The sequence below is a fragment of the Chromobacterium haemolyticum genome, from assembly GCF_002081825.1.
Taxonomy (GTDB): domain Bacteria; phylum Pseudomonadota; class Gammaproteobacteria; order Burkholderiales; family Chromobacteriaceae; genus Chromobacterium; species Chromobacterium fluminis.
Genome location: NZ_MUKU01000013.1, coordinates 21245 through 47003 on the forward strand (window position 1 = coordinate 21245; position 25759 = coordinate 47003).

A 25759-nucleotide genomic window follows, 5' to 3' on the forward strand; every position below is an offset into this window, starting at 1 on the left:
CTCACGGGCAAGAGCGAGATCGTAAACACACGCTTAAACAAAAACCGCCGGGCATGCCCGGCGGTGTCTATGGGTAAGGCGGCTTACTTCAGCGGCGACGTGGCCGAGGCCTTGGCCGCCGCCTTCTTCTTGGCAGCGGCGGCGTCCTGACGCACTTCACTGGTGGCCTTCAGCAAGGTGCCCTGGGCGTCGTCGCCGTCCAAGGACCAGCTGAACACCCCGCCCAGCTGCTGCTGACGCACATAGTCCAGCTTGGTGCGGATGGTGGCCGGATCGTCATAGCTCCAGAACTCGTTGCCGTCGTAAGTCCACAGCTGCTTGCTCCCCGGGTGCACAAACTGTTTGGCGGAGCGGGTTTTCAGCACTTTGTAGTCCTCAATGCCGGCTTCGTACGTGCCTTTGCCCGCACCGGTGGCCACTTGGTACAAGCCGTCGGCCTTGGGTCCGGCGGCCACGCCGGCCCAGCCGCGTCCATAGAATGGGATGCCTACGTTCAGTTTGACCTTGGGCACGCCGGCCTTGACCAGGGTCTGGATCGAGTCGTCCACGTTGTAGTAAACGCGATCTCCGGTCACCGGGGCGGCCGGATCGCGGAACAAATTGGACTGGAAGTTGGTCGGTCCCTTGGCGTCCCAGCCGCCATTGAAGTCGTAGGTCATCACATTGATCCAGTCCATATAGGCCGCGTACTTGGCCGGCTCGGTCTGGCGGATTTTATCGACGCCGGAGCCAATGGCCGCGGTCAGGTAGTATCGACGCTTATTCTGCGAGGTCAAGGCGTCCAGCTGGCTGCGGAATTCCGCCATCAGCAAGGTGAAGTTCTGTTTGTCGTTAGGGTCCACGCTATTGCTTGGCAGACCGCCGCCGCCCGGGTATTCCCAGTCGATGTCGATGCCGTCGAACACCCCCTTGGCCGCGCCGGCGCCGCCGGCATTCTCGCCCACCGGCAGATTGCCTTTCAGGTACAGATCGATGCAGGACGCGACCATGGTCTTGCGGCCGGCATCGGTGGCGGCAAATTTGCCGAAATTCTTGGACCAGGTCCAGCCGCCCAAGGAAATCAGCACTTTCAGCGAGGGGTTGGCCAGCTTCAACTTGCGCAATTGGTTGAAGTTGCCGCGCAGCGGGTCGCTCCAGGCATCGGCCTTGCCGTCCACCGACTCGTTGGCGCCGAAGGATTTCTGGTAATCGGCCCAAGCGTCGCCGCCGTCGCCGTTGCCGTTCTCCGCGCGGGTCACCATGCCGCACTTGCCGTCGGCGTAGACATTGCCGAAGGCGTAATTCAGGAAGGTCAACTTCTTGTCGCCGCCGGCGTCCACCAGATTGCGTAGCTTGTAATTGCGGCCGTAAATGCTCCATTGCGCAAAATAGGAACCAACATGGCGGCCCACCGTCGGCGTGGGTTCCGGCGGCACGCCGGTGCCCGGACCGGGCCCCGGATCGCCGCCGCCCGGCGTGCATTCGGCTGCCGGCCGCTCTTCCCACGGCCCCCATTGATCCGCCCCTGGCTGATTGTTCTGCGTCCACCACTTGGCGCGCCAGGTCTTGTTGGCGTACAAGGCGTAATCGCCGCCGTTATAGGTCTGCGCATTGCTCCACGCACTGCAGGCCGGCGCGGCGAACACCGCCGCGCTGCTCAACAACAAGCCAGCCCCTCCAAACAGCGCCGACAACGTCAACGAAAGTTTCGACATTCGGACCTCCTCAATTCTGTCAGTGATCACGGCAGCGTCATGCTGTCCCCGCTGCAGCACCGCAAGCCGGCGTTTTAGTTCGGACATGTGGTATTACAGTGGTATCAGATTCGAGCAATCACTCCATGGCTGCCAACCCAAATTTCACCAACCTGTCCTTAATAACAGTTAAAACAGGTCAAAAGGATTGCCTTACGTCACTGGCGGCCCCCTGAGCCTCAAAGAATGGAAAAAAAGCTGAATTTGAGCGAATTTTGACGGAAATAGTGGCATTAACCACCCAAAAACAGATTGAGAGGAGAACTGTGAGAGCAGCGTTTCCGCGCAGAGAAGGGAAGGCGAACAAGAGGGATATGCCTGTTGGCAATTTGAGACAGAAACAGCAGCACAGCCGTATAGGCTTTATAAAACCATGCCTCTACAAAACCATTATGTTTTAAATATCATGCAGAACGGGAAATCCGCCACGCTTCGGAAACGTAAAGAGGAGGCCGTGGCCTCCTCCCGATACCCTGCCTGTAGCCGCAGAATCAAGCCGCTTTTTTCACGTGCGCTTTTTTGTGGTGCTGCTTCTTAACGTGTTTCTTGGCGGCCTGGGCTTTTTGCGCGGCCGGAGCGGAAGCCGCTTTCTTGGCGTGCTTCTTGTGATGGTGTTTCTTGGCGTGATGCTTCTTGGCGTGTGCCGGGGCAGCGGCCTTGGCGGCCGGAGCGGAAGCGTCGGCGGCGAAGGTGGCGGCGGAAGTCAGGCCGAGTACGGAAGCCAGGATCAGTGCGACGATCTTTTTCATGGTGTTTCTCCAAATCTGCGACTTAGCGGTTGTCAGGGCACCGTCCTGGTGCATCCTTGTATTCATCATATGCAAGCCGCCTCGCCGCAGTCTGTGAGGCCTGTGTTAAATCATGTAACCGATCGTACAAAAACCTCAAACCTGTGCCGGCTCCTTGGGCACCACCCGCGTCACCAGGATCTGGTCGATCTTGTGATTGTCGATATCCACCACCTCGAACTTGTAACCGGCGTATTGCACGCAATCAGTGCGCCGCGGAATCTTGCGCAGCATATACATCATGAACCCCGCCACTGTCTCGTAATTCTGGTCGTCCGGCAGTTCGTCGATCTCCAGCACCCGCAGCACATCCTCCACCGGAGTGATGCCGTCCACCAGCCAGGAGTTCTCGTCTCGCTTGACGATCTGTTCCTCCTGCCCCTGGCCCACCAGATCTCCCATCACCGTGGACATCACATCGTTCAGCGTGATCAAGCCCACCACAAAGCCATATTCGTTCAGGATGACGGCGAAGTCCTCTCGGGTGCCTTTGAACTGGTCCAAGGACTCCGACAAGGTCAAGGAGTCCGGAATCATCAACACCGTTTTCAACAAGCCGGGCTCCTTCAAGGAAATCGCGCGCCCGGCCAACACCCGCCGTAGCAAGTCCTTGGAATCGACATAGCCCACCACATTGTCGATGCCGTTGTCGCAGACCAGAAACTTGGAATGCGGCTGTTCGGCCACTTTCTGCTTGATGCTGTCCTCCAGCTCGTCCAGCATGAAGTAGATAATGCCCTCGCGCGGCGTCATCGACGACGGCACCAACCGGCTCTCCAGCTCGAATACGTTCTCGATCACCTGATGCTCCTGCCGGTGCAGCACGCCGGCTTCGGCGCCGGCGTCCATCATCGCAGAGATATCGTCGCTGGTGATTTCGTCGCGTTGGCTGGTGGGCATCCCCACCAAGCGCAGCAACACGCCGGACATTTCATTGAACAACCACACCAGCGGCTTGAACAACAGCACCATGAACAGCATCGGCCGCACGATGCGAACCGCCACAGACTCCGCCGCCACCATGCCCACGCGCTTGGGCGTCAAGTCGGCGAACAGGATAAACAGGCTGGTCACCAGCAGGAAGGACGCCAGAAAACCCAGGCTCTGCGCCAGCTCGGGAGACAGGAAAAAGCCCAGCACCCGGGCGAAAAAAGGCGTGAACGCGGCCTCGCCGACGATGCCGCCGAGAATGGCCACCGCATTGATACCGATCTGCACCACGGTGAAGAAATGGCCCGGATGCTCCTGCAAAGCCAAGACTTTCCCGGCGTTGGCGTTGCCCTCGTCCAACATCTGACGCAAACGGATCTTGCGCGAAGCCGCCAGCGATATCTCCGACACAGAGAAAAAGGCGCTGGCCAGGATCAGCGCCAGAATAATCATCATATCCGTCATCAAGCTCTCCATTTTTGCCCGCCGCAGCGCCTGAACACCGCACAGGCGACGGCATACGGCAGAAGGCATGATAAATAGTTCAAATCATAATTTCCGTAATGATAGCAGCGAACCGGGGTTTAGCCGAAGCCCACGGCAACCGTTACAATAAGGTTCCCGCATTTCAAAAGGCCGCCATCATGGATTGTGAATTGTGCCGGAACCCGTCCGGCCAAGTATTGCACGAAGACGACCGCCTCAAAGTCTTACTAGTGGACGAGGAGGGCTATCCCGGCTTCTGCCGGGTGATCTGGAAGGCCCACACCAAGGAAATGACGGACCTGTCCGCCTGCGACCGTTTGCACCTGCTGGATTGGGTCCATTACGTCGAAGCCGCGCTGCTCCGCTGCACGCAAGCCGACAAGATCAACCTCGCCAGCCTCGGCAATATGGTGCCGCACCTGCATTGGCACGTGATCCCCCGCTTCGCCGACGACGCTCACTTCCCCGCACCGATCTGGGCCGCCGCCCGCCGCCCAGGCGCCTCGCGCGCCTGGCCGCAGTTGGCGGAGCAATTGCGCCGGCAGCTCGCCTCCGCCCAGACCCATTGCTGGCTGGACTATCAGATCCAGGTCGATCAGGTTCCAGACGGACTCGAAGGCGCCGATCTGGCCTGCTACCGCTTCTTCGCGGAATCCGGCCTGGCTTGGCCTGTCGACGGCATTGACGCCGACGGACGTCACTGGCTGGCCCTGCGTCGCTACGGTCTGGATGGTTCCGAACATGTGGAAACCTTGCGCCTGGAGCCCGGCAGCTACCGGCAACGGCCCTGTCCGCGCCTTTATCAAGCCGAATTCCTGCGCTGAGGCTCGCTTGCTGTCTTCCGCATCGTAAAGGCCCGGATCAAGACGTTCAACCCCGCCCATTACGCTGCGAATTCGGCAAGCGCCGGACCAGCGGCCCCAACTCCCCAATCTGAAAGAGGAATGCCATGCACCAAACCTTGATCTCCGCGGAACAACTGACGGCTCTGCCGACCGACCGCCTTGTGATTCTGGATTGCCGCTTCCGGCTGGAACAGCCCGATTATGGCTTGACCGTCTATGAAACCGGCCATCTGCCAAACGCGCATTACCTGAACCTGGAGTACCACCTTTCCGGCAGCAAGACCGGCGACAATGGTCGTCACCCCTTGCCCGACGGCAGCCGCTTGGCAGTGGACTTTGGCGCAATCGGCATCACGCCGGACACCCAGGTCGTCGCTTACGACGATGCCGCCGGGCAATACGCGGCCCGCGCCTGGTGGTTGCTGCGCTGGCTGGGACATCCCGCAGTTGCGGTGCTGGATGGCGGCATCCAGGCCTGGACCCAGGCAGGCTACGCCCTGGACGCCCAGGCCGCGGAACGCCGCCCCTGCCGTTTCTCGATCAAGCCAGCGCTTGAAGACACCGTCGACGCCTCCGCCGTGCTGGCCAATATCGATCAGCCGGCTTTCACCGTGGTGGACGCCCGCTCCGCCGAACGCTACCGCGGCGAAGGCGAAACACTGGACCCCGTGGGCGGCCATATCCCCGGCGCGGCCAACCGCTTCTTCATGCACAACGTCGACGCCGACAACCGCTTCAAGCCAGCGGAGCAACTACGCGCCGAGTGGCTGGCCGTGCTTGGCGACGTCGATCCGACGCGCATCGTTCATCAATGCGGCTCCGGCGTCACCGCCTGCCACAACCTGCTGGCGATGCGTCACGCCGGTTTCGAAGGCAGTCGGCTCTACCCCGGCTCCTGGAGCGAGTGGAGCAGCGATCCAACGCGGCCGGTAGCGCGCTAGACTCAAGCCAGTATCAGTTCCTGCAGCAAATCCTGGCCGAACCGCCAATGCCCAAGGCGCGCGGCGCTGCCCAGATGTCCATGGGCGCCGGCGTCGACCAAGGGACAGCCCCAGGCTTGCGCCATCGCTTCGGCTTCGGCCATGTTGCAGAACAGGTCGTCGCGGCTGGCCACCAGCAAGGCTGGAGCGGGCAAGCGCAGGGTGGGCGCGCTGAAGCCGGAGAACGCAGGCAAGGGCGCGTCGTCCGGCAGTTCACCGCTGGCGCGCGCCCGCGCCTCGCTGATGGGCAAGGCCGGCGGCGCCACCAGCAACAGCCCTTGCAAGCGCTTCTGTTCGCGCAGGGACAAGGTCCGCAGCCAGGCCGCCGCCGCATGGCAGCCCAAGCTGTGCGCCGCCAGCATCCAGCGGCCCGGCACCTGCTCCAGCGTGCGCCGGATACCGGCCACCCAGGCCTCGCATTCCGGGTACAGCCAATCGTCCTGCTCCACCCGGCGCGCCAACGGATAGCAGCGCTCCCAGCTGGTCTGCCAGTGCTCGGCGCCGGAATTGCCCCAACCCGGCACCGTGATCAAGGTGACGTCGTCCTCGTCCAACATCACAGGCTCCGCTCGTAATCGACGATCAGCGGCGCATGGTCGGAAAACTTCTCGTCCTTGTATACCGAGGCGCTGCGCGCCAACGCCATCAACGACGGAGTCACAATGTGGTAATCGATGCGCCAACCCACGTCCTTGGCGTAAGCCTGGCCGCGGTTGCTCCACCAGGTGTAGCCCGGCGTGTCCGGATACAGACGACGCCACGCGTCGCACCAGCCCACCCGGCCCAGCAAGTCCGTCATCCAGGCGCGTTCTTCCGGCAGGAAGCCGGAGTTCTTCAGATTGCCCTTCCAGTTTTTCAGATCGATCTCGTTGTGGGCGATGTTCCAGTCGCCGCAGATCACGATGTCGCGGCCGGCCGCGCGCAGCGTTTCCAGATGCGGCATGAACACGTCCAGAAAATCGAACTTCACTTGCTGGCGCTCATCGCTACTGGAGCCTGAGGGCAGATACAGCGAAATTACGCTGAGATTGCCGAAATCCAGTTGCAGAAAGCGGCCTTCGGCGTCGATCCAGTCAACACCCAGCCCTTCCACCACCGCGTCCGGCTGATGGCGGGTGTATAGACCCACGCCGCTATAACCTTTCTTTTCCGCATAGTGGAAATAACCGGTCATCCCGTCCGGCTGTCGCATGCGTTCGGACAGATCCGCCGCCTGGGCCTTCAGTTCCTGCACGCAGACGAAGTCGGCGTCTATGCCGGCCAACCAGTCGAAGAAACCTTTTTTATCGGCGGAGCGGATGCCGTTCAAATTGGCGGAAACGATTCGAAGCAAGAGACTCTCCCGTGATATGCTTGCCGGCAATTTTTTCAGCCGTTCAAACAGTTAACAGTTAATAAGGAGTAAAGATGAGCGATTTCCGTCAGGATTTTATTCGTTTTGCGCTCGACAAGCAGGTTTTGAAGTTTGGCGAGTTCATCACCAAGGCCGGCCGCAAGTCACCCTACTTCTTCAACGCCGGCCTGTTCAACGACGGCCTGTCCACTTTGCACTTGTCCCGCTTCTACGCCAAGTCGATACTGGAGAGCCGCGTGCAATTCGACATGCTGTTCGGTCCGGCCTATAAAGGCATCATCCTGGCAGCCGGCGCGTGCATGGCCATGGCGGAACAAGGCCGCAACGCGCCCTTCGCCTACAACCGCAAGGAAGCCAAGGATCACGGCGAAGGTGGCACCCTGGTGGGCGCCCCGCTGCAAGGCAAGGTCCTGATCATCGACGACGTGATCTCGGCCGGCACCTCGGTGCGCGAATCCGTGCAGTTGATCCGCGCCGCCGGCGCCGAACCGGCTGGGGTGGCTATCGCGCTGGACCGCATGGAGCGCGGCAGCGGCGAATTGTCGGCGGTGCAGGAAGTCGCCCAGCAACACGGCCTGCCGGTCATCGCCATCGCCACGCTGAAAGACCTGCTCGGCTTCCTGGAACATAGTCCGGAACTGGCTGCGCACCTGGACGCAGTGCGCGCCTACCGGGCGCAATACGGAGTCAACGACTAATGAAACCGCTTGCCGGACTCGCGCTGCTGATGCTGGGAACCGTCGCCTATGCCGGCGGCCTCTACAAGTGGGTGGACGAGTCCGGCAAAGTGCATTACAGCGACTCTCCTCCGCTCCAGAGTCAGCAGCAGGGCGTTGCCGAGCTTTCCAAGCAGGGCTCCGTCACCAAACCGGCGGAAAGCCCCGCCGCGCGCCAAGCGCGCGAGGCCGCCGAAGCGGCTCAAAAACAACGCGACGCCCATCAACTGGAAAATACCCGCCGCGACAACGCGCTGGTGGAAAGCTACGCCAACCTGCAGCAACTGCAAGCCGAGCGAGCCAAACAGCAGGCTGTGCTGCAAAGCGCGCTGGACGCGCTACAGCAACGCGCCCGCGGCCTGACGCTGCAAGTTCAAGGCATTCAGCAGGACATAGCCCAGAGCCTGCGCAACAAACAAGCGCCTCCGCAAAACAGTCAGCGCAATCTGAACGTGCTGCAGGCGGAGCAAGCTGAACTGGCCAGGCAAATCGCCGCTAAGCAGCAGGAGCTGACCGCGTTCCGCCAAAAAACCCAGAACGATCTGAACCGTTACCGGCAATTGCGCGGCGAATAGCGCGCCGGACAGTCTTACTGTCCTCCGTCCTTGCGCTGCCAAGCCTCGTTCAAGGCCTTGGTGGCCGCCTCGCTGGTCTGCGCCGCGGCGGCTTGAGCCGACTTGGCCGCCTCCAACTCCGCGTTGGCCCCGCTCAAACCCGCCTGCGCTTCCGTCAAACGCTGTTCCGCCTTGACCTTGTCGGACTCGGCCTGCGCCAAACGCGCGTCCGCTTTTTGCTGCGTGCCACGCACTTGCTGGTAGTACATCTGCGCCGCCAACAACTGTTCATCCGCCGTCTGCGCCAAAACCAGCGCCGGCAACGCCAAGGCGGTCAAGGCCGCGACGATTCCGTTTACCTTCATCACACAGCTCCCGTTTTCGGTGTAGAGGCGCAAGCTTAACGCGGCGGCAGAGTTTTGGCTAAATCCGGCTGCGGAGCCAGGGCCGGCTCCGCCGCATGCGAAGGCCGCGACAACAAGTAAAGCAAGACGCTCAACTCAATCGCTCCAACCAGCCACGGCACCCAATGCGGCGGCCGAGCCAGCAGCAAGGCGATGAAGCCCGCGCCCATGCCCAGCGCGGCAAAACACTTGGCCTTGACCGGCACCACCCGCTGCTCGCGCCAGCGGCGCAGGCCCGGCCCGTAACGCGGATGCGCCAACAGCCGCTGCTCCAGCCGCGGGGAGGATTTGCTGAAACAGGCCAGCGCCAAAATCAGGAAGATCGTGGTGGGCATCACCGGCAGCAGAGCGCCGATGATGCCCAAGACCAGCATCGCCACGCCGGCGCACAAGTAGAGCCAGCGCACCGCGGGATGCCGCGCGCGATGACTCAAGCGTACACCTGGTCCAGATGGCTGTTCATGCAGGCGAATGCCGCCACCGCGCCGGCGGTAACGCGCTGCTCCGCCGCCTCGTCCAGTTGCAAGCCGTCCAACGCGGCGGTGAACGCGCGCCAGTGACGAGCGCGGCCGTCCGGATGGCCGGCCAGATGGCGAGCGCCGCAGTTCTCATCCAGGCCCAACTTACCGGCCAGCTTGTACAGAATCGCCGCACCCAGTTTGGAGCCCTCGACCACGTAGAGCCAGCCCATTGCACTGGCCACGTCTAGCGTGCTGCTGATCGGCGCTTCGCGCAATTCCGGCAGCGGCCGGTCCAGATCCCGCAGATCGGCGGCGATGCTGTCGTAACGACGGCGCTCGGCCAGATCCGGGAACAGGCAAGCCAACTCGGGATTGTCGTAAAGCGCGTCGGCGTCTCGCAGGAAGCGGTATTGCGCCAGCAAGAAGCGCGCGTAGTTTTCACGGGTGGCGAACGGCTGATTCGCCATGATGCGTTGGTCCAACGCGTCGTGCGTTTCGTGGGTGCGGGCTTTCAGATCCTGGGTGCGGGTGTTCTCGACAACGGTAGTCATGCTCTGCGTTTCCTGTTTGATGCGAAACCGACGCTCCGTGCGCAGCGGCGCGGATGGCGGGAAGATACGATTAACTCGCCATTATAATGCGAATGATTCTTACAATCATTATCAAATTTACCATGTCTATGGCATTGCCGTATGGAGACGCGCCAAGACGACCGGCAAACGCGGGGAGAGGAGACACAGGAACGGGGAAGTAAAGCGAAAACAAAAAGGCCAGTTCTCGCGAACTGGCCTGATTGCTATAAATTTGGTGGGTCGTGCGGGATTCGAACCTGCGACCAACGGATTAAAAGTCCGCTGCTCTACCAGCTGAGCTAACGACCCGATCCTGGGCGCTAAGAGATTGTCGTGGTGGGTCGTGCGGGATTCGAACCTGCGACCAACGGATTAAAAGTCCGCTGCTCTACCAGCTGAGCTAACGACCCCCTAACAAAACTCTTGGCAATTTCCGGCATCGGAAACTGGTGGGTCGTGCGGGATTCGAACCTGCGACCAACGGATTAAAAGTCCGCTGCTCTACCAGCTGAGCTAACGACCCAAGAGAGAGCGCAACTATAATGAAACAGTTCAGGGTCGTCAACGGGTTTTTGTATTTTTTTTCATGAGAATGACGCTGGCACGCTAGGAAAAGCCGGATTGAAACGGGAACTGAAGCGTCGAGATATCATCTAAGCCCGAACGATAATTCCAAGCCGGCCTTGAAAGCCGTCAAGCCATACCCATGTGTACAACAAGGGATCAGATTGACGCCTCCGTCGCCTGATCGCGACACCCACTTATCGGATTCAGTTGCCCATGCGCACCTTCCTCATCCTGCTGTTGCTGTACCCCTTCGCAGAAATCGCCGCCCTCGTGGCTTTGGCGGATCGCTTCGGAGGTCTGGCCGTTTTCCTGTTCGTCGTGCTGTCTTCATTGCTGGGCCTGTGGATGCTTCGCAATCAGCAGATCGGTGCCTTGTTCACCCTGGGCAGCGTGATGCGCCAAGGCGACCGCGTATCGCTGTATTCCTTGCTCTGGCCGCTGCGTTATTTGCTGGCCGGCGTGCTGTTCCTGATACCAGGCGTCATCAGCGACCTGGCCGCGGTACTATTGCTGCTGCCTTTCAAAGGCCCCAGCATCGCCGTCAATACTCGCTCGGCGGCGGAACCCGGCTCCGCCGCCGACCCCGATATTATCGATGGAGAATATACCCGGGTGGACAAAACCACGCCGCCCGACCGGCGCCTTCACTAAAGGTCCAGCCGCAGCAGAGCGTCCTCCTCGGAGGCCTCGGACTGGAGCAAAACCACCTTGCGCCGGCTCTTGTCGCCGGACAATAGTTGGACATCACGTTTCGCGACGGAGAAGCGTTGCGCCAGCCAGGCCAGCAGGGCCGCGTTGGCCTTGCCATCCACCGGCGGTGCCGCCAAGCGTATTTTCAGGCAGTCTCCATGCTCTCCCGCCGCCTCGGTTTTCTTGGCGCCGGGCTGCACGTGCAGAGTAAGACGGATGGTGCCGTTGCGGCAGTCCAGCCAAGGTTTCATGATTTTTTTCCCGCAAATCGGGAGAGTGTAGTGCAAAAGCCCCTGCGCCGGCGTCAGCCGACGGGGCGTCGGCTCTCCCTTCACTTATGAGGATATCGCGATGGATATTGGAATCAACGAACAAGACCGCCAGGAAATCGCCCATGGCTTGTCCCGCCTGCTGGCCGACACTTACACCCTGTACCTGAAAACCCACAACTTCCACTGGAACGTCACCGGGCCGATGTTCAACACCCTGCACCTGATGTTCGAAACTCAGTACAACGAACTGGCTCTGGCGGTGGACGCCGTGGCCGAACGCATCCGCGCGCTGGGCCACCACGCGCCGGGCAGCTACGCCGACTACGCCAAGCTGACCGCAATCCAGGAAGCCGCCGGCGCCCCGCCCAAGGCGGAGGAAATGATCCGCCAGTTGGTGGACGGCCATGAAACCGTGTGCCGCACCGCGCGCAGCATTTTCACCGTGGTTGAGCGCGCTTCGGACGAGCCCAGCGCCGACCTGCTGACCCAGCGCCTGCAGGTTCACGAGAAGACCGCCTGGATGCTGCGCAGCCTGCTGGAAAAATAATCCCCGCAGATCCCGAAGCATCCGCCACGCCGCGCTCAGCGCGGCGTTTTTGCTGGCCATCGTGCTACACTTTCAGCTGCACTCGGTTCCGCCTACGGCGGCAGCCGCGGCGAACTCCGCTTACCCGGTGAAAGCCAACAGCCATCCATGTCCACTAGCCCATCCTCGCCCTCATCCTCCAGCGCCACCACCATGCTGCCGCTGGGCTTGACGCTGCTCGCCTCGCTGCTGGTCCATGCGCTGCTGTTCAGCCTGGAGATGCGCCCGCGCTCCAGCCCGCCCGCGCCCGCCTCCGCCCAAATCATCAATGTTCAGTTGAACCAGATGCCCAGCCGCCTGACGCCCAAAACCCGCCGGCTGGCGGAGCAGAACAATCTGGGGGCCGGCAATAGCGCTCAGACCGACAAGCTGGCCAGCCATCGCGCGAAGCCGGTCGCCGCGCCGGTGGAACCCGGCACGCCAGAGCCCGCCGACGCCTCCCCGCGGCAACAAACCATCGCCCGCCCGCCGGATGCCGGCAACAAGCCAGCACTGCCGCCCTCGCAATCCGGCGTGGTCGGGCATGTCAGCGCCGGCAGCTTGCTGGCCCAGGTCGGGGAGCTGAGCAGGCAATTGGGCGACAGCGGTCTCGCCGACAACGAACAGGAAAGTGGCGGCAAACAGGGCAAGCTGGCCGAAAGCGCCCGCGGTTATCCCTGGGCGCGTTATCAGGAAGACTGGCGGCTGAAAGTGGAGCGCATCGGCAACCTCAACTACCCGGAAGCCGCTCGCCGCCAAAACATTCACGGCGCGGTGACCCTGGAAGTGCTGATCGCCGCCGACGGCGGCCTACGCGAGGTGCGCGTGCTGCGCAGTTCCGGCTTTGGCGTGCTGGACGAAGCCGCGCGCCGCATCGTGGAACTGGCCGCGCCCTACCCGCCGTTTCCGGCCTCGCTCGCCGAACAATACAGCTCGCAACGCATCCGTCAAAAATTCGTTTTCACTCGCGACAACCAACTGTCCAGTCGCTGACACATCATCAAGGAATCTCTATGTACGAAGTCAATCGCAGCATCGCCCTGATCCGCCCCCTCGCCCCCTTCCACGCCTGGCTGCAAGCATTGCCCGGCGGCTTGGACGAGGAGATCTCTCTGGCGCATCTGGGCCAGGACTGCAACGCCCTGCTGATCCCGGCGGCGGAAGATTACGCCGACGCCCAGGCCTTCGTTTTCGAACGCTACCAACAATTGTTCCAGGCCGAGCTGGCCGACTGGTGCGACGACGACGCCCTGTGGCCGGAAGAACTCTCGCTGGAACTGTTCCAGCAATGGTTCTCGCTGGAGATCCATTCCATCGTCACCGACCTGGTCGATGAGGCGCTGGAACGCGAGGCCTTCGCGCCGCTGGAACTGGGCGAATAAGCATACGCGCCGTGGCGTCGCCCATGGCGGCGCCGTGTGCCATCACGAGCAAAGGGGGAAACACCATCATGCAGCACAATACCAAGATCAAAGTGCGCGGCTACCATCTGGACCTGTACGGCCACGTCAACAACGCGCGTTACCTGGAGTTTCTGGAAGAAGCGCGCTGGAACTACTTCGAGAGCCGCGGGGATCTACCCTGGTTCCTGCAGTCCGGCCTGGCGCTGGTGGTCGTCAACATCAATATCGACTACCGCTACCCAGCCACCATGGGCGACGAGCTCGTGATCGAAACCGGGGTCAAGAGCATAGGCACCCGCAGCGCGGTGATGCATCAGCGCGTGAGCCTGGCCGGCAGCGGCAAGCTGGTGGCCGAGGCCGACGTCACTTTCGCTGTGTTTGACGCCAAGCAAGGCAAGGCGGTGGCGCTGGACGGCAAGCTGAAGGAACTACTGGAACAAATGCTGGCCGAACAGGCTTGATCGTCATGGCATGAACCGTCCGGGCCGCGCCCGGACTTTACCGCAGGACAAGAAAATGAAGAAAGGTCTGCTCGCGCTGCTGGGCGTCGCTCTGGTCGCCGTTGTCGCCTACATGACGCTGTTTGCCGGCTCGCCGGCTCCCCAGGTTAATTACACGTCGCTCAACGGCCAGTCCGCCAGCACCGAGTCGCTGAAAGGCAAGGTGGTGCTGGTCAATTTCTGGGCCACCAGCTGCCCGGGCTGCGTGGAGGAAATGCCGGAAATCAAGAAGATGCATCAGGAGTTCGCCGGCAAGGGCTATGAAACCATCGCGGTGGCGCTGAGCTACGACCCGCCCAATTACGTGAAGAGCTTCGTGGAAAAATACCAGCTGCCCTTCTTCGTGGCGCTGGACGGCAACGGCGAGATCGCCAAGGCTTTCGGCGACATCCAGTTGGCGCCGACCACTTTCCTGATCGACAAACAGGGCAAGATCATCAAACGCTATGTCGGCGTGATGGACTTCAAGGAAGTGCGCAAGCTGGTGCAGCAGCACCTGTGAGCTCGCTCCCTCAACAATAAACGCCCCGGTCCGCCGGGGCGTTTCTCATCGCGCGGAGCACACCGCGCAAGCCGGGTCCCGCGGCACCTTGATCTGGCGGAACTCTCCGCTCAGCCCGTCATACAGGGTCAGCCGCCCCAAATGCGGCGCGATGCCCGTCAAAAGCTTGACCGCTTCCACCGCCTGCAGGCTTCCTATCACTCCAACCAACGGCGACAACACGCCGAAAGTCGCGCATGGTCCGTCGCCGGCCTCCCCCTCGTCCGGAAACAGGCAGTGATAGCAAGGAGAGGCCGCGTCACGAGGATCGAACACAGCCAGTTGGCCGGCAAAACGCACCGCTGCGCCCGACACCAGCGGCCTCCCGGCTGCCACACAAGCGCGGTTCACCGCGTGGCGGGTGGTGAAATTGTCGCTGCAATCCAGCACCAGATCATGCCCGGCCGCCAGCTCGTCCAAAGCCGCTTGGTCCAGCCGCCGCGCCAGCGGCCGCGCGTCCACCTCGGGGTTGATGCGGCGCATCCGCTCGGCGGCGGACTCCGCTTTCAAACGCCCCAGGCTGTCGCTGTCGTGAACGATCTGACGCTGCAGATTGGACAGCTCCACCACATCGTCGTCGGCGATGCTGATCTGCCCTACGCCGGCGCTGGCCAGATAAAGCGCCACTGGCGAGCCCAGCCCGCCGGCGCCGACGATAAGCACTCGTGACCGGCTCAGCCGTTGTTGGCCGACAATATCGATCTCCGGCAGCAGAATGTGCCGGCTGTAGCGCAATAGCGCCTCATCGTTGAGTTCAATCATGATTGCTAGCCTAATCCGAACATCGCCACCGCGCCATCGCCCAAAAGCATAAGGCCAGCCGTATGCCGGCTGGCCTTATGCATCAAACAGCGAAGCGGACTATTCTTCCACCGTCTTGCGGGCGAACTTGATGCCCAACTGCTTGAGTTTGCGGTACAGATGGGTACGTTCCAGGCCCACCTTCTGCGCCACCCGGCTCATATTGCCGTTCTCCAGCGAGATATGGTACTCGAAGTAACGGCGCTCCAACTGCTCGCGCAACTCGCGCAACGGCATGTTGAAATCGAAACCGGACTCCTCCACCGGCTTCTCGTGGCGGAACTGAGCCAACACCTTGTTGACCTCGCCCGCGTCCACTTCGTCCGACTCGGAAGTCAGCGCCAAGCTCTTGATGATGCTGCGCAACTGCTCAAGGTTGCCCGGCCAGTCGTACTGTCGCAGCGCGTTGAGCGCCGCCGTGGTCAGCTTGCGCGCCGGCACCTGCTTGGACTCCACCAGCTCGGTCAGAATCTGCTCGGCGATGAAGATGATGTCTTCGGAGTGCTCGCGCAACGGCGGAATCGGCACGATCACGCTGGACAAGGCCGTCAACAACCGGTTGTCGCACTCGGGATCCACCAGCAATTCCTGCAATGGACGGCTGCAGGAACACAGCAACCTCACATTGAAGCGGTCCAGTTTGGACAACAGGAACAGCAGTCCTTGCTGTACGCGACGGCCGTACTGGCCGATCTCCGGCAGGAACAGCACGCCGTTATTGGCTTTTTGCAGCAACTCCAGCGGGGCGTCCGCCAATTGCTCCTGCTTGGCCGGCGTCACCCACGGGGTATTCCCCTGATGGAAGAAACGCGCCACCAGTTCGAAGCCGGAACCGGGCTCGCCGGTCAGCAACACCGGCGACTTGACCTTGGCCACGCGCTCCAGTTGCCGCTTCAGTTCCTGGATCGGCTCGCTGCGGCCCAGCTTGTCCAGGTTCAACGAAGTGTTGGCCTGCATGTCGCCGTACTTCAGCGCTCGCTGCACTGTGGTCAGCAGCTTTTGCAGCGCAATCGGCTTCTCGAGGAAGTCGAAAGCGCCGATGCGAGTCGCCTCCACCGCGGTGTCTATGCTGGCGTGGCCGGACATCATTACCACCGGCATGTTCAGCTGACCGGACTTGGCCCATTCCTTGAGCAAAGTCACGCCGTCGCAATCCGGCATCCAAATGTCCAGCAACACCAACGCCGGACGCGTCTGGTTGCGCAACTGTCTGGCTACCTCGGCGTTTTCCGCCAGCGCGACGGTGTACCCCTCGTCCTGCAGTATCTCGGAGAGCAATTCACGGATACCGATCTCGTCGTCAACAATCAAAATATCGCTGCTACGCATTAGGCCTCCAGCAATGGCAGGGAGAGAAGGATGCGCGCGCCGTTTGGTTCGAGATTACCCACTTTGATCTGCCCGTGATGGTCTTCAAGAATCTTCTTGACCACCGCCAGGCCAAGACCGGTACCTTTGGTCTTGCTGGTCACATAGGGTTCGAACACGCGTTGCAGGATCTCCGGAGCAAAGCCCGGACCGTTATCCTCCACGCAAACGAGCGCATAGCCTTCTTCTTTTCGGCTGCTAATTTGAATCATCGGGATGTCAACGTCAAGGACCGCATCTTGCGCGTTCTGAATCAGGTTATGTAAAACCTGCCGCAACAATGCCGCATCCGCCATGATCATCAACGGCCTTTCATCAAGCGCCATCTTAACAGCAGAGTTGGATTCGTAAAGAGCCATCACCTCCCGCACCACTTGATTCAGGTCCAATTCGGTCAACTTGGTGCGCGGCGCGCGCGCGTAATCGCGGAAGGCGTCCACCATGGCCTTGAGCGCGCCCACCTGTTTGATGATGGTGTCCGTGGAGCGGCGCAGCATGTCGGCGTCGGTACCCGCCAGCTTGTCCTGCAGCTTCATCGCCAGGCGTTCGGCCGACAGCTGGATAGGCGTCAGCGGGTTGCGGATCTCGTGCGCCAGCCGCTTGGCCACCTCGCCCCAGGCCGCGTCACGCTGGGCGCGCGCCAGTTCGGTGATGTCGTCGAACACCACCACATACCCCACGGCGGACGCTTCCGGCAGATGGGCGCCGCGCACCAACAAAGTGCGCTCGCCCTGCACCGTCAAATAATTGAGCTGAGTTTTCCAGTCGCTGTCGCTGTTCTTGGACGCGTACTCCAGCACGCACTCCACCAGCGGCGCCACCGCCGGAATCGACGTGGCCCAATGCGGGAAGTCCTGATCGGATACTTCCGCGAAATCCACGCCCAGAATGCGCGAAGCGCTGGTATTGGCGGCGCGCAGCTGCCAATCGGCGCCGAAGGCGATCACCCCGGCGCTCAGGTTGGCCAGAATGCTTTCCAGATAAAGTTTGCTGCTTTCCAGTTCGCTGCGGCTGAGGTCCGCGGCGTGGCGCGCGTCCTCAAGCTGCTGCGTCATCCGGTTGAACAAGGTGGTCAGCATGCCCAGTTCGTCGCGCCGGTACACCGGGTGGCGCTTGGAAAAGTCGCCCTGCGCCACTGCCCGGGTGCCGGCGGCCAATTCGGACAAGGGTGCGGAAAGTCGCTCGGACAGGAATAAGGCGAAAGCCAGCGCCGCGGTCAAAGCCAGCAGCGCCGACAAGGCCAGCGTCAGCATGTAGAAGGTCGTCAGGCCTTCGCGGCCCAACAACAGCTGGCGATACTCCGCCCGCGCGGTCTCGATCTGCTCCGCGTCCTGAGCGATGCGTCCGGGCGCGGATTGCAGGGCCTGCAACACACGCTGCTGGCTGTCCAGATTGCGGTAAATCAACAGCGATTTCAGCACTAGCCCGCTGCCGCCGTCATTCTCGAAACTGTCCAGCGTCTGACGCGGTTTGAGCTTGCCTATGCTCTCGCGCGACAATGGAGGAGGCACTCGCTCGCTGAGCCCGCCGGCGAAGGCCAGCAGCTGGCCGCTGCGGCTATAGACAGCAAGCTCGCGCAATCCCAATTGCTCGCGCAAGCGCTCCAACCGCGCCGGCAGCAGGCCTTCCGGCAAGGATTCGATATCGTCCTGGACCGAGCGCGCGCGGCGGCCCAGATCCTCCTGCACGTACTGCAGCGAGTTGCGCGCCAGGCCCAGGCTGCGCTCCAGCGCCGACTCGACTCGAACGTCGAACCAGCTTTCGATGCTGCGGGTCAGGAACTGGGCGGAAACGGTGAACACCAGAATACCCGGCACCAAGGCCACTACCGCGAACATCATCACCAGCTTCTGGGTCAGTTTGGCGCCGAACACCCGTTGCCGCACCCGCTGACGCAGGCGCAGCAACTGGCGCGCCACCACGCCCAGCAGCGTGGCGAGCAGGAGGCTATTCAGGCCGAACACCCACCAGTAGTATTCGTTCAGTTTGGAGGCGTTACCGGTGGCCAGGGCCAGCAGATAAAGCAGGATGGCGCCCAGCGTCGCCAGCGCGACCCCAGCGTAGCGCATCAGTTGCCATCCTTTACATCCAGCTTGACCCAGTCGGACGATAGCGACCAATCCGCCGAGCCCAGCGCATTCAGCTGAAACGGTTTAGGCAGTTCGCCGATATCCAGCAACAAACGCACCTGGCCTGCCACGCGGCCCGGCGCTCGCGGGTCCAGAGTGCCGTTATTGAGCACGCGCCAGCCCTGGATCGCGCCCACCGCGCCCAGCGCCTCGCGCAGGGTGGGATAGTAATTGGAGAGGCCGCCGATGGTGACGCGATAGCGATTGGTCAAAGACTGATAGGACAGCTTGAAGCCCAGTTGGGCGTGCGGATCGAACCACTCGCTGAAGTTAAGATAGTAAGCGGTCAGCCGCGGTTTGGTCAGCTGGAACTCCAGCCGGAACGGCAACACCACGCCCTGCTCCAGCGCGTCGCTGAGGCTGGGCGTCAGTCGCGTCTGAAAACGGGTGCTGACGGACAGTTGGCCGTCCGTCGTCACCTCGGCTTCAGCGCGACGCGAGCCGATGGTCTCCGCCTGCGCCGCCATGGCGAGGCCGGCCAGCAAACACAGCAGCAGGCTAACGTTTTTCAAGCAACGCGTAATAAAAGCCGTCATGACGCTCACAAGGAAGCAACTGCTCCTGTCTCAGGCACGCGGCATCCGCATGGCGTTTCAGAAAGGAGTCTAGCTGTTGCTGATTCTCTTCAGGGAAAATGGAGCACGTAGCGTAAAGCATTTTTCCGCCGGAGGCGAGCAAAGGCCACAGCGCGTCGGCCATCGCCGCCTGCTGCACGCCCAGCGCGGCGAAATCGCCCGGGCGGCGCAGCCACTTGATGTCCGGATGGCGACGCACCACGCCGCTGGCGGAGCAAGGCACGTCGGCGAGGATGCGGTCGAAGGGCTGGCCGTCCCACCAGCCGGCCGGCTGACCGGCGTCGGCCACATGCAGCCGCGCGGTGGCGCCGATGCGCTCCAGATTGTCCGCCACGCGCTGCAAGCGCTGCTCGTCGATGTCCAGCGCGATGACTTCGACATTGGCGCTCTCCAAGATATGGCCGGTCTTGCCGCCGGGCGCCGCGCAAGCGTCCAGCACCCGCAGGCCGGCGCGCAGGTCCAGCCAATGCGCGGCCTGCTGCGCGCCCCAGTCCTGCACCGACACTTCGCCGTCGGCGAAGCCGGGCAGCTCGCGCACATTGACCGGCCGCGCCAGCTTGATCGAACCGCCGTCCAGCGTCTCCCCCTCCAGTCCGGCGGCCCGCAGCCGCTCCAGATAGGCCGCGGCGTCGCCATGGCGGCGATTGACGCGCAAAGTCATCGGCGGATGGCCGTTGTCGGCGTCCAGAATGGCTTGCCAGGCGTCGGGATAAGCGCGCTGCAAACCCTTTATCCACCACAGCGGGTGGTTAAAGCTGGCTTCGATGTCTCTTTCCGCAGCGCGCTCCAAGGCCGCGCGCTGCCGTAGGAAGTTGCGCAACACGCCGTTGACCAGTCCCTTGAAATTGCCCTTGGCCAGCCGGCTGGCCAGGATCACCGCCTCGTTCACCACCGCGTACTCGGCGGCGCGGGTGTGCAGCAATTGATAGAAAGCCACAATCAACACCCGCTCCAACACCGGCTCTGGCAAGGGTTTGGCCACCAATTGGCGCAGATAAAAACGCAGTCGCGCCAAATGACGCAAGCTGCCGTAGGCCAAATCCTGCAAAGCGCCGCGCTCGGACGGGCTCAGGTCGGGCGCCTTGCGTTGAGCCTCGGCCAGCGCCTCGGTCAGATTGGTTCCGGATTCAACGCGCAACAGAATATTGGCGGCCAATTGCTGAATATGATGCATGGGTGCTTTCTATCAAACCATAACAAACAGGCCAATGCCCTCCGGCATTGGCCTTGCGCGATCCAGGCGGCGCGGCGGCCGCCCGACGCTCTTTAAATTAATATACGCTGCGCGCCATCGCTTGCAGCCGTTCTATGCGGTCCGCGGTTTGCGGATGGGTGCGGAACAGATCGCCCATCCCGCCGCCACCGGACAGCGGATTGATGATCATCATCTGCGCGGTTTCCGGGTGCGCCTCGGCGGTGGGCATCACAATGCCCTGCGCATAGTACTCGATCTTCTGCAATGCGGAAGCCAAGGCCAGCGGATCGCCGGAAATTTCGGCGCCGCCGCGGTCGGCTTCAAATTCGCGCGCGCGGGAAATCGCCATCTGTATCAGGCTGGCCGCCAACGGCGCCAGCAGAGCGATGGCCAGGCGCGGCAGCCAACCCACCGGCTGACCGTTCTCGTCGCGGCCGCCAAAGAACATGGCGAAGTTGGCCAGCGCGGAAATCGCGCCGGCCATGGTGGCGGAGAGGGTGGAGATCAAGGTGTCGCGGTGCTGGACGTGGGCCAGCTCGTGCGCCATCACCCCGCGCAATTCGCGATAGTCCAGCATGCGCATGATGCCGCTGGTGGCGGCCACCGCCGCGTGCTCGGGATTGCGGCCGGTGGCGAAGGCGTTGGGTTGCTCTTCGTGGATCACGTAGACGCGCGGCATCGGCAGGCCGGCGCGCTGCGCCAGCTCCGCCACCATGCCGTAGAACTCCGGCGCGCTCTGGGCGTCCACCTCCTGCGCGTTGTACATGCGCAGCACCATCTGGTCGGAATTCCACCAAGCGAACACATTCATCGCCCCGCCGAAGATCAGCGCCAGAATCATGCCGCTCTTGCCGCCTATCATGCCGCCGATCACGGCGAACAAAGCCAGAATCGCCGCCATCAGCAAGGTGGTCTTGAACCAGTTATCCGTCATCGCCTACCCTTTCCTCTCGCCTCAGTCGATCCGATCACTCGCCCAAACGCGTGCCCGTCAGTTGGTTTCTGCCGGCGACAAAGTCGCGCGCGGCCAATCGCTTGCCGCCGGCAGCCTGCAACACCATCAACCGAACCAGACCGGAGCCACAGCCCACCAACACGCCGTCTGCATCCGCAACGATGACCAGCCCCGGCTCGGCCTGGCCGGCTTCCGCGACGGCCATCCACAGTTTCAGGGCTTCGCCGGCCAGCAGCGTATGCGCGCCGGGCGCCGGATTGTAGGCGCGGATGGCCCGCGCAACGTCCTCCGCCGGCAAGCTCCAGTCCACCAAGGCCTCGGCCTTGCTCAGCTTCTGCGCGTAAGTGACGCCCGCCTCAGGCTGCTTGACCGGCTGAATCGTCGCCAATCCGGCCAGCGTGGACACGATGGCGCGCGCGCCCTCCGCGGCCAGCTTATCGTGCAGCGTGGCGGCGGTCTCGTCGGCGGCGATGGCCACCGGATGGATGGACAGCATGTCGCCGGTGTCCAGACCCACGTCCATTTGCATGATGGTGATGCCGGTTTCGGCGTCGCCCGCCAAGATGGCGCGCTGTATCGGCGCCGCGCCGCGCCAGCGGGGCAGCAGCGAGGCGTGGATGTTCAGACAGCCGCGCGCGGGAATGTCCAACACCGCCTGCGGCAGGATCAGCCCATAAGCGGCCACCACCATCAGTTCGGCGCCGATGTCGCGCAGCATCTGCTGCGCTTGGTCATTGCGCAAGGACGCCGGCTGCTCCACGCGCAGACCGTGCTCCAGCGCGACTTCCTTGACCGGGCTGGGCTTCAATTTCATGCCGCGGCCGGCCGGTCGGTCCGGCTGGGTCAGCACCAGGGCGATTTCATGGCCGGCGGCGATCAACTCGCGCAGCGCGGCGGCGGCAAACTCCGGCGTACCGGCAAAGATCAATTTCATTCAAACCATTCCGGACAGGGCGCCCACGGCGCCGCCGTCACATATTCTGTTTTTCACGCTTTTTCAGCTTGTTCTTGATACGGGTCTGCTTCATCTGCGACAGGTATTCGACAAACACCTTACCGTCCAGATGATCGATCTCGTGCTGGATGCAGATCGCCAACAGGCCGTCGGCTTCCAGTTCGAACGGTTTGCCGTTGCGGTCCAGCGCGCGCACCTTGACGTGCTCGGCGCGGGTCACTTTGTCGTAAATGCCGGGCACGGACAAACAGCCCTCTTCATACACCGTCTCGCCGTCCTTGCTCAGGATTTCCGGGTTGATGAACACTCGGCGTTCATTTCTTTCCTCGGAAATATCCATCACCACCAGGCGGCGGTGAAAATCGACCTGAGTCGCGGCCAGGCCGATGCCTTTGGCTTCGTACATGGTCTCGAACATATTGTCGATCTGAGTCTGCAAGGCCTCGTCGAAGACCTCCACCGGCTTGGCCACGGTGTGCAGCCGTTCATCCGGGTAATGCAAAATATTCAACAATGCCATCGGATTTAATGACTCCCCATCGTTTCAATCACTCATCAAGTTGTCGTATCGCAATCGGCACGCCGATAATAGACATGTTCGAAACGCGATTCGTTGCATGCGGGCCACCCCCGCAGGTGTCCGTCCACCTTCATATTGGGGCATTTCCCATGCGTAAAAGCATTATATCCTTCGCCTTGGCCCTCGGGTTCGCCGCACCCGGTTTCGCAGCAGACCTGCAACTGAAAGCGGATGCGCCCAGCCGCTACACCGTGAAGCGCGGCGACACGCTGTGGAGCATTTCCGGGCGCTACCTGAGCAGCCCCTGGAAGTGGCCCCGCTTGTGGCGGATGAACCAGGGCGAAATCAAAAACCCGCACTGGATCTACCCGGGCGATGTATTGGCGCTGGACTACGTAGACGGTCAACCTCGATTGTCGCTGGCGCGCGGCGCTCAGCGCGAAGTCAAGCTGTCGCCGCAGGCCCGCGTCGAGATGCTGGACCAGGCGGTGGCCAGCATCCCCGCCTCGGCGATCGAGCCCTTCCTCAAACGGCCGCTGGTGGTGGACATGGCGCAGTTCCTGCAATCGCCCAAGCTGATCGCCGGACCGGAAGAGCATCTCACCCTAGCCACCGGAGACCGGGTTTACGCCACCGGCGTCAACGAGGCCGGCACCTGGCAAGCTTACCGGCTGGGCAAACCCCTGTTGGATCCGGACACCAAGAAGGTGCTGGGCGTAGAGGCGACTTACAGCGGCGACCTGACCGCAGACAAACCCCAAGGCGAAGTTCAGACTCTGAAAGTCAGAAACGTCAGCGAGGAAATCCTGGTGGGCGACCACCTGATGCGGGCGCCTCTGCAGAGCTTCAACAACTACGCTCCGCACCCCGCCGACTCTTATTTGAGCGGCAAGGTGGTCTCAGTCTACAACGGCGTGGACGGCGCGGCCCAATACTCCACTATTGTACTCAATCTGGGGCAGTCGCAGGGCGTCGAAAACGGCCACGTGTTCGGCCTGTTCAAAAAAGGACGCCCGTTGGAAATCAAGGACGAACAGGGCAAGCGCACCGTGACGCTGCCCGCGGAACGATCCGGCAACGCCTTTGTTTACCGCGTATTCGATAAAGTCTCCTACGCGCTGGTGCTGGACAGCCGCGGTCCGATCTACGTGGGCGACGGCGTGGCCAGCCCCGAGCAAGAATGAAAGCTCCGCCGCACGACTGGCTGCTACTGGCGCTGACCCCCGGCATCGGCCCGGCCGGCTTTCTCCGGTTGATCGACGCCTTCGGCGGCGCGGACGCCGCTCTGAACGCCAACAGCCGCCAAACGGAGCCCCTGATCGGCAAGGAAGCGGCCGAAGCCCTGCAGCGCCGCGAGGCCGCCGCCTCCGCCGAAGCGGCGTTGGAGTGGACGCAGGCGCCGGGTTGCCAATTGGTGTCGCTGCTGGACGACGACTACCCGCCGCAACTGGCCGAATCCAACGCGCCGCCGCCGTTGCTGTTTGCCCGCGGGAGACGCGAACTGCTGGCCGAACCCATGCTCGCCATCGTAGGCAGCCGCGCCGCCACGCCTCAGGGCAAGCAGAACGCGGAAAACTTCTCCCGCGACTTGGCCGAACACGGCTATTGCATCGTCAGCGGCCTGGCCAGCGGCATAGACGCTGCGGCTCATCACGGCGCACTCGGACAACCATCCGCCACCGTCGCCGTGGTCGGCACCGGCATAGACCGCGTCTACCCGGCCAGCAACCGCCAGTTGGCGCACCGCATCGCCGAGGAAGGACTGATTCTGTCCGAGTTCGCACTGGGCATGGGACCGCTGGCCGCTCATTTTCCGCGCCGCAACCGCATCATCGCCGGCCTCAGCCGCGGCTGCCTGGTGGCGGAGGCCAACACCGGATCCGGCTCGCTGATCACCGCGCGGCTGGCGATGGAGAACAATAGAGAGGTGATGGCCATCCCCGGCTCCATCCACAACCCCCAGTCTCGCGGCTGTCACCGGCTGATCAAGGACGGCGCCAAGCTGGTGGAAACCGTGGATGACGTGCTGGACGAAGTCGGCAGACTGCAACGCAAACGCCCCCGCGCCAAACCGGCGGCCCCCACCGCGGAATCGCCGCTGCTTGAAGCCATGGGATTTGACCCCATCAGTATGGATGCGCTTTCGACCACGCTCGGGTTGACTGTGGGGGAGCTTTACGCGATGCTGCTCGAACTTGAGCTGGCCGGCCTGGTGGCCAGCCATCCTGGCGGGCTTTTTCAGCGCCTGAATCCGGGCTGAACCGCGCTAACCCGCACTTTAAGAAGATAGATTGATGTTTGACGTACTCGCCTTCCTATTTGAACAATTCCGCGATCCGGACGCTTTCGGCGACCGCGGCGTGCTGATGCGCCAATTGGAGGCCGCCGGTTTCGAGGACGAAGAGATCAACGACGCGCTGGATTGGCTGGACGGCATCAGCGGCCTGGACGACAGCGTCTACGTCGGCGCCAACGAAGCCAGCGGCATGCGCGTTTACGCCGAAGACGAACTGGAGCACCTGCCCGCCGACGTGCGCGGCCTGCTTCAGTTTCTGGAGGACCACGGCGCCTTGACGCCCGCGCAGCGCGAAATGGTCATTGATCGCCTGATGGAACTGCACAGCGACGACATCAACGTCGGCAGCGCCAAGCTGGTGGCCTTGATGGTGTTGTGGGCGCAACAGGCGGAACTGCCCATTCTGCTGGGCGAGGCGCTGTTGGATGCCGTGCATGGCGAACCCACCATGCAATGACTTGTCAGCCTCATGGAGCGGGCTTAACATGCCGCCCTTGGACGCCGCTGCCGGCGTCCAATCCAAGAGCGCTCTTGCGCTCTTGTTTTATTTGACGAATATATTTTCTGTCGGCGCGAAATTTTAGGATGAAGCCCTCATCCCCTT

At 62.3% G+C, this 25759-nt stretch carries 30 protein-coding genes and 3 tRNA genes; 13 read left to right on the forward strand and 20 right to left on the reverse strand.

Features of this window, described 5'->3' with window-relative positions:
* Window positions 1-83: 83 nt before the first annotated feature.
* The 3 genes from B0T39_RS11845 to B0T39_RS11855 form a co-directional block, all read right to left on the reverse strand.
* Window positions 84-1694: a glycosyl hydrolase family 18 protein gene (locus tag B0T39_RS11845; protein WP_081546836.1), complete on the reverse strand. Its 1611-nt coding sequence runs from the start codon at window positions 1692-1694 to the stop codon at window positions 84-86.
* Window positions 1695-2224: 530 nt separating this feature from the next.
* On the reverse strand, window positions 2225-2482 hold the full coding sequence (locus B0T39_RS11850; RefSeq protein WP_081546838.1) for a hypothetical protein: 258 nt from the start codon (window positions 2480-2482) through the stop codon (window positions 2225-2227).
* 135 nt (window positions 2483-2617) lie between these two features.
* Entirely contained in the window at window positions 2618-3916 is a 1299-nt protein-coding gene (locus B0T39_RS11855; protein WP_254894543.1) for a hemolysin family protein, read from the reverse strand.
* 179 nt (window positions 3917-4095) lie between these two features.
* Between B0T39_RS11855 and B0T39_RS26485 the strand changes: the two genes are divergently transcribed.
* Window positions 4096-4761 carry an HIT family protein gene (locus tag B0T39_RS26485; protein ID WP_081547003.1) on the forward strand — a complete coding sequence of 222 codons (666 nt, stop codon included), beginning with the start codon at window positions 4096-4098 and terminating at the stop codon, window positions 4759-4761.
* Window positions 4762-4886: 125 nt separating this feature from the next.
* The gene (locus tag B0T39_RS11865; RefSeq protein WP_081546840.1) at window positions 4887-5723 is read left to right on the forward strand and encodes a sulfurtransferase; all 837 of its coding nucleotides are present in this window, start codon (window positions 4887-4889) and stop codon (window positions 5721-5723) included.
* A gap of 2 nt (window positions 5724-5725) precedes the next feature.
* Here B0T39_RS11865 and B0T39_RS11870 read toward each other — a convergent pair whose 3' ends face one another.
* Together B0T39_RS11870 and B0T39_RS11875 are read right to left on the reverse strand one after the other, a co-directional pair.
* On the reverse strand, window positions 5726-6319 hold the full coding sequence (locus B0T39_RS11870; RefSeq protein WP_081546842.1) for an RBBP9/YdeN family alpha/beta hydrolase: 594 nt from the start codon (window positions 6317-6319) through the stop codon (window positions 5726-5728).
* Complete coding sequence (locus tag B0T39_RS11875) at window positions 6319-7095, reverse strand: exodeoxyribonuclease III (RefSeq protein WP_081546844.1); 777 nt, start codon at window positions 7093-7095, stop codon at window positions 6319-6321. The genes B0T39_RS11870 and B0T39_RS11875 overlap by 1 nt, the downstream gene beginning before the upstream one ends.
* A gap of 74 nt (window positions 7096-7169) precedes the next feature.
* On the opposite strand from B0T39_RS11875, the gene pyrE reads away from it, so the two are divergent.
* Window positions 7170-7814, forward strand: a complete 645-nt coding sequence (gene pyrE, locus B0T39_RS11880; protein WP_081546846.1) for an orotate phosphoribosyltransferase — start codon at window positions 7170-7172, stop codon at window positions 7812-7814.
* Window positions 7814-8407, forward strand: a complete 594-nt coding sequence (locus B0T39_RS11885; RefSeq protein ID WP_081546848.1) for a DUF4124 domain-containing protein — start codon at window positions 7814-7816, stop codon at window positions 8405-8407. The genes pyrE and B0T39_RS11885 overlap by 1 nt, the downstream gene beginning before the upstream one ends.
* 14 nt (window positions 8408-8421) lie before the next feature.
* Here B0T39_RS11885 and B0T39_RS11890 read toward each other — a convergent pair whose 3' ends face one another.
* From B0T39_RS11890 to B0T39_RS11915, 6 genes are all read right to left on the reverse strand, one after another.
* Complete coding sequence (locus B0T39_RS11890) at window positions 8422-8751, reverse strand: hypothetical protein (protein ID WP_081546850.1); 330 nt, start codon at window positions 8749-8751, stop codon at window positions 8422-8424.
* Window positions 8752-8786: 35 nt separating this feature from the next.
* The gene (locus B0T39_RS11895) at window positions 8787-9224 is read right to left on the reverse strand and encodes a YbaN family protein (protein WP_254894544.1); all 438 of its coding nucleotides are present in this window, start codon (window positions 9222-9224) and stop codon (window positions 8787-8789) included.
* Window positions 9221-9802 (reverse strand): biliverdin-producing heme oxygenase, encoded by a 582-nt coding sequence (locus B0T39_RS11900; protein WP_081546852.1) that lies wholly within the window; start codon window positions 9800-9802, stop codon window positions 9221-9223. Before B0T39_RS11900 ends, B0T39_RS11895 begins: the two co-directional genes overlap by 4 nt.
* 254 nt (window positions 9803-10056) lie before the next feature.
* Window positions 10057-10132 (reverse strand) — tRNA-Lys (locus tag B0T39_RS11905).
* A 25-nt stretch (window positions 10133-10157) separates the two neighbouring features.
* Window positions 10158-10233, reverse strand: a tRNA-Lys gene (locus B0T39_RS11910).
* A gap of 37 nt (window positions 10234-10270) precedes the next feature.
* Window positions 10271-10346 (reverse strand) — tRNA-Lys (locus tag B0T39_RS11915).
* 257 nt (window positions 10347-10603) lie between these two features.
* Here B0T39_RS11915 and B0T39_RS11920 point away from each other — a divergent pair.
* Complete coding sequence (locus tag B0T39_RS11920; RefSeq protein ID WP_081546854.1) at window positions 10604-11041, forward strand: FxsA family protein; 438 nt, start codon at window positions 10604-10606, stop codon at window positions 11039-11041.
* On the opposite strand, the gene B0T39_RS11925 is transcribed toward B0T39_RS11920, so the two are convergent.
* Window positions 11038-11331: a DUF167 domain-containing protein gene (locus B0T39_RS11925; protein WP_081546856.1), complete on the reverse strand. Its 294-nt coding sequence runs from the start codon at window positions 11329-11331 to the stop codon at window positions 11038-11040. The genes B0T39_RS11920 and B0T39_RS11925 overlap by 4 nt on opposite strands.
* 100 nt (window positions 11332-11431) lie before the next feature.
* On the opposite strand from B0T39_RS11925, the gene B0T39_RS11930 reads away from it, so the two are divergent.
* The 5 genes from B0T39_RS11930 (at window position 11432) to B0T39_RS11950 (ending at window position 14322) form a co-directional block, all read left to right on the forward strand.
* Window positions 11432-11899, forward strand: coding sequence for a Dps family protein (locus tag B0T39_RS11930; RefSeq protein ID WP_081546858.1), 468 nt, complete (start codon window positions 11432-11434; stop codon window positions 11897-11899).
* A gap of 147 nt (window positions 11900-12046) precedes the next feature.
* Window positions 12047-12910, forward strand: coding sequence for an energy transducer TonB (locus B0T39_RS11935; protein ID WP_081546860.1), 864 nt, complete (start codon window positions 12047-12049; stop codon window positions 12908-12910).
* Window positions 12911-12930: 20 nt separating this feature from the next.
* Window positions 12931-13299: a VacJ gene (locus B0T39_RS11940; protein ID WP_081546862.1), complete on the forward strand. Its 369-nt coding sequence runs from the start codon at window positions 12931-12933 to the stop codon at window positions 13297-13299.
* Between the two features lie 68 nt (window positions 13300-13367).
* Window positions 13368-13781: an acyl-CoA thioesterase gene (locus tag B0T39_RS11945; RefSeq protein ID WP_081546864.1), complete on the forward strand. Its 414-nt coding sequence runs from the start codon at window positions 13368-13370 to the stop codon at window positions 13779-13781.
* A 55-nt stretch (window positions 13782-13836) separates the two neighbouring features.
* Window positions 13837-14322, forward strand: coding sequence for a TlpA disulfide reductase family protein (locus B0T39_RS11950; RefSeq protein ID WP_081547007.1), 486 nt, complete (start codon window positions 13837-13839; stop codon window positions 14320-14322).
* A gap of 45 nt (window positions 14323-14367) precedes the next feature.
* Here B0T39_RS11950 and B0T39_RS11955 read toward each other — a convergent pair whose 3' ends face one another.
* From B0T39_RS11955 to def, 8 genes are all read right to left on the reverse strand, one after another.
* On the reverse strand, window positions 14368-15123 hold the full coding sequence (locus B0T39_RS11955; protein ID WP_081546866.1) for a HesA/MoeB/ThiF family protein: 756 nt from the start codon (window positions 15121-15123) through the stop codon (window positions 14368-14370).
* 99 nt (window positions 15124-15222) lie between these two features.
* Window positions 15223-16491, reverse strand: a complete 1269-nt coding sequence (locus tag B0T39_RS11960; RefSeq protein ID WP_019100015.1) for a sigma-54-dependent transcriptional regulator — start codon at window positions 16489-16491, stop codon at window positions 15223-15225.
* Window positions 16491-18599 carry a sensor histidine kinase gene (locus B0T39_RS11965; protein WP_081546868.1) on the reverse strand — a complete coding sequence of 703 codons (2109 nt, stop codon included), beginning with the start codon at window positions 18597-18599 and terminating at the stop codon, window positions 16491-16493. Before B0T39_RS11965 ends, B0T39_RS11960 begins: the two co-directional genes overlap by 1 nt.
* A complete protein-coding gene (locus B0T39_RS11970; protein ID WP_141111200.1) occupies window positions 18599-19195 on the reverse strand; it encodes a DUF4390 domain-containing protein in 597 nt (198 codons plus the stop codon). The genes B0T39_RS11965 and B0T39_RS11970 overlap by 1 nt, the downstream gene beginning before the upstream one ends.
* Window positions 19158-20408 (reverse strand): 16S rRNA (cytosine(967)-C(5))-methyltransferase RsmB, encoded by a 1251-nt coding sequence (gene rsmB / locus B0T39_RS11975; RefSeq protein WP_081546870.1) that lies wholly within the window; start codon window positions 20406-20408, stop codon window positions 19158-19160. The genes B0T39_RS11970 and rsmB overlap by 38 nt, the downstream gene beginning before the upstream one ends.
* A gap of 97 nt (window positions 20409-20505) precedes the next feature.
* Window positions 20506-21363 (reverse strand): zinc metalloprotease HtpX, encoded by an 858-nt coding sequence (gene htpX / locus B0T39_RS11980; protein WP_081546872.1) that lies wholly within the window; start codon window positions 21361-21363, stop codon window positions 20506-20508.
* A 34-nt stretch (window positions 21364-21397) separates the two neighbouring features.
* Window positions 21398-22318, reverse strand: a complete 921-nt coding sequence (gene fmt / locus B0T39_RS11985) for a methionyl-tRNA formyltransferase (protein ID WP_081546874.1) — start codon at window positions 22316-22318, stop codon at window positions 21398-21400.
* Between the two features lie 37 nt (window positions 22319-22355).
* The gene (gene def, locus B0T39_RS11990) at window positions 22356-22859 is read right to left on the reverse strand and encodes a peptide deformylase (RefSeq protein WP_081546876.1); all 504 of its coding nucleotides are present in this window, start codon (window positions 22857-22859) and stop codon (window positions 22356-22358) included.
* Window positions 22860-23008: 149 nt separating this feature from the next.
* Here def and B0T39_RS11995 point away from each other — a divergent pair, with 149 nt between their 5' ends.
* From B0T39_RS11995 to B0T39_RS12005, 3 genes are read left to right on the forward strand one after another with little or no spacing between them, the layout of a single operon-like run.
* The gene (locus tag B0T39_RS11995; protein WP_081546878.1) at window positions 23009-24043 is read left to right on the forward strand and encodes a LysM peptidoglycan-binding domain-containing protein; all 1035 of its coding nucleotides are present in this window, start codon (window positions 23009-23011) and stop codon (window positions 24041-24043) included.
* The gene (dprA, locus tag B0T39_RS12000) at window positions 24040-25119 is read left to right on the forward strand and encodes a DNA-processing protein DprA (protein ID WP_081546880.1); all 1080 of its coding nucleotides are present in this window, start codon (window positions 24040-24042) and stop codon (window positions 25117-25119) included. Before B0T39_RS11995 ends, dprA begins: the two co-directional genes overlap by 4 nt.
* Before the next feature lie 34 nt (window positions 25120-25153).
* Entirely contained in the window at window positions 25154-25612 is a 459-nt protein-coding gene (locus tag B0T39_RS12005) for a DUF494 family protein (RefSeq protein WP_019103374.1), read from the forward strand.
* Window positions 25613-25759 lie beyond the last annotated feature (147 nt).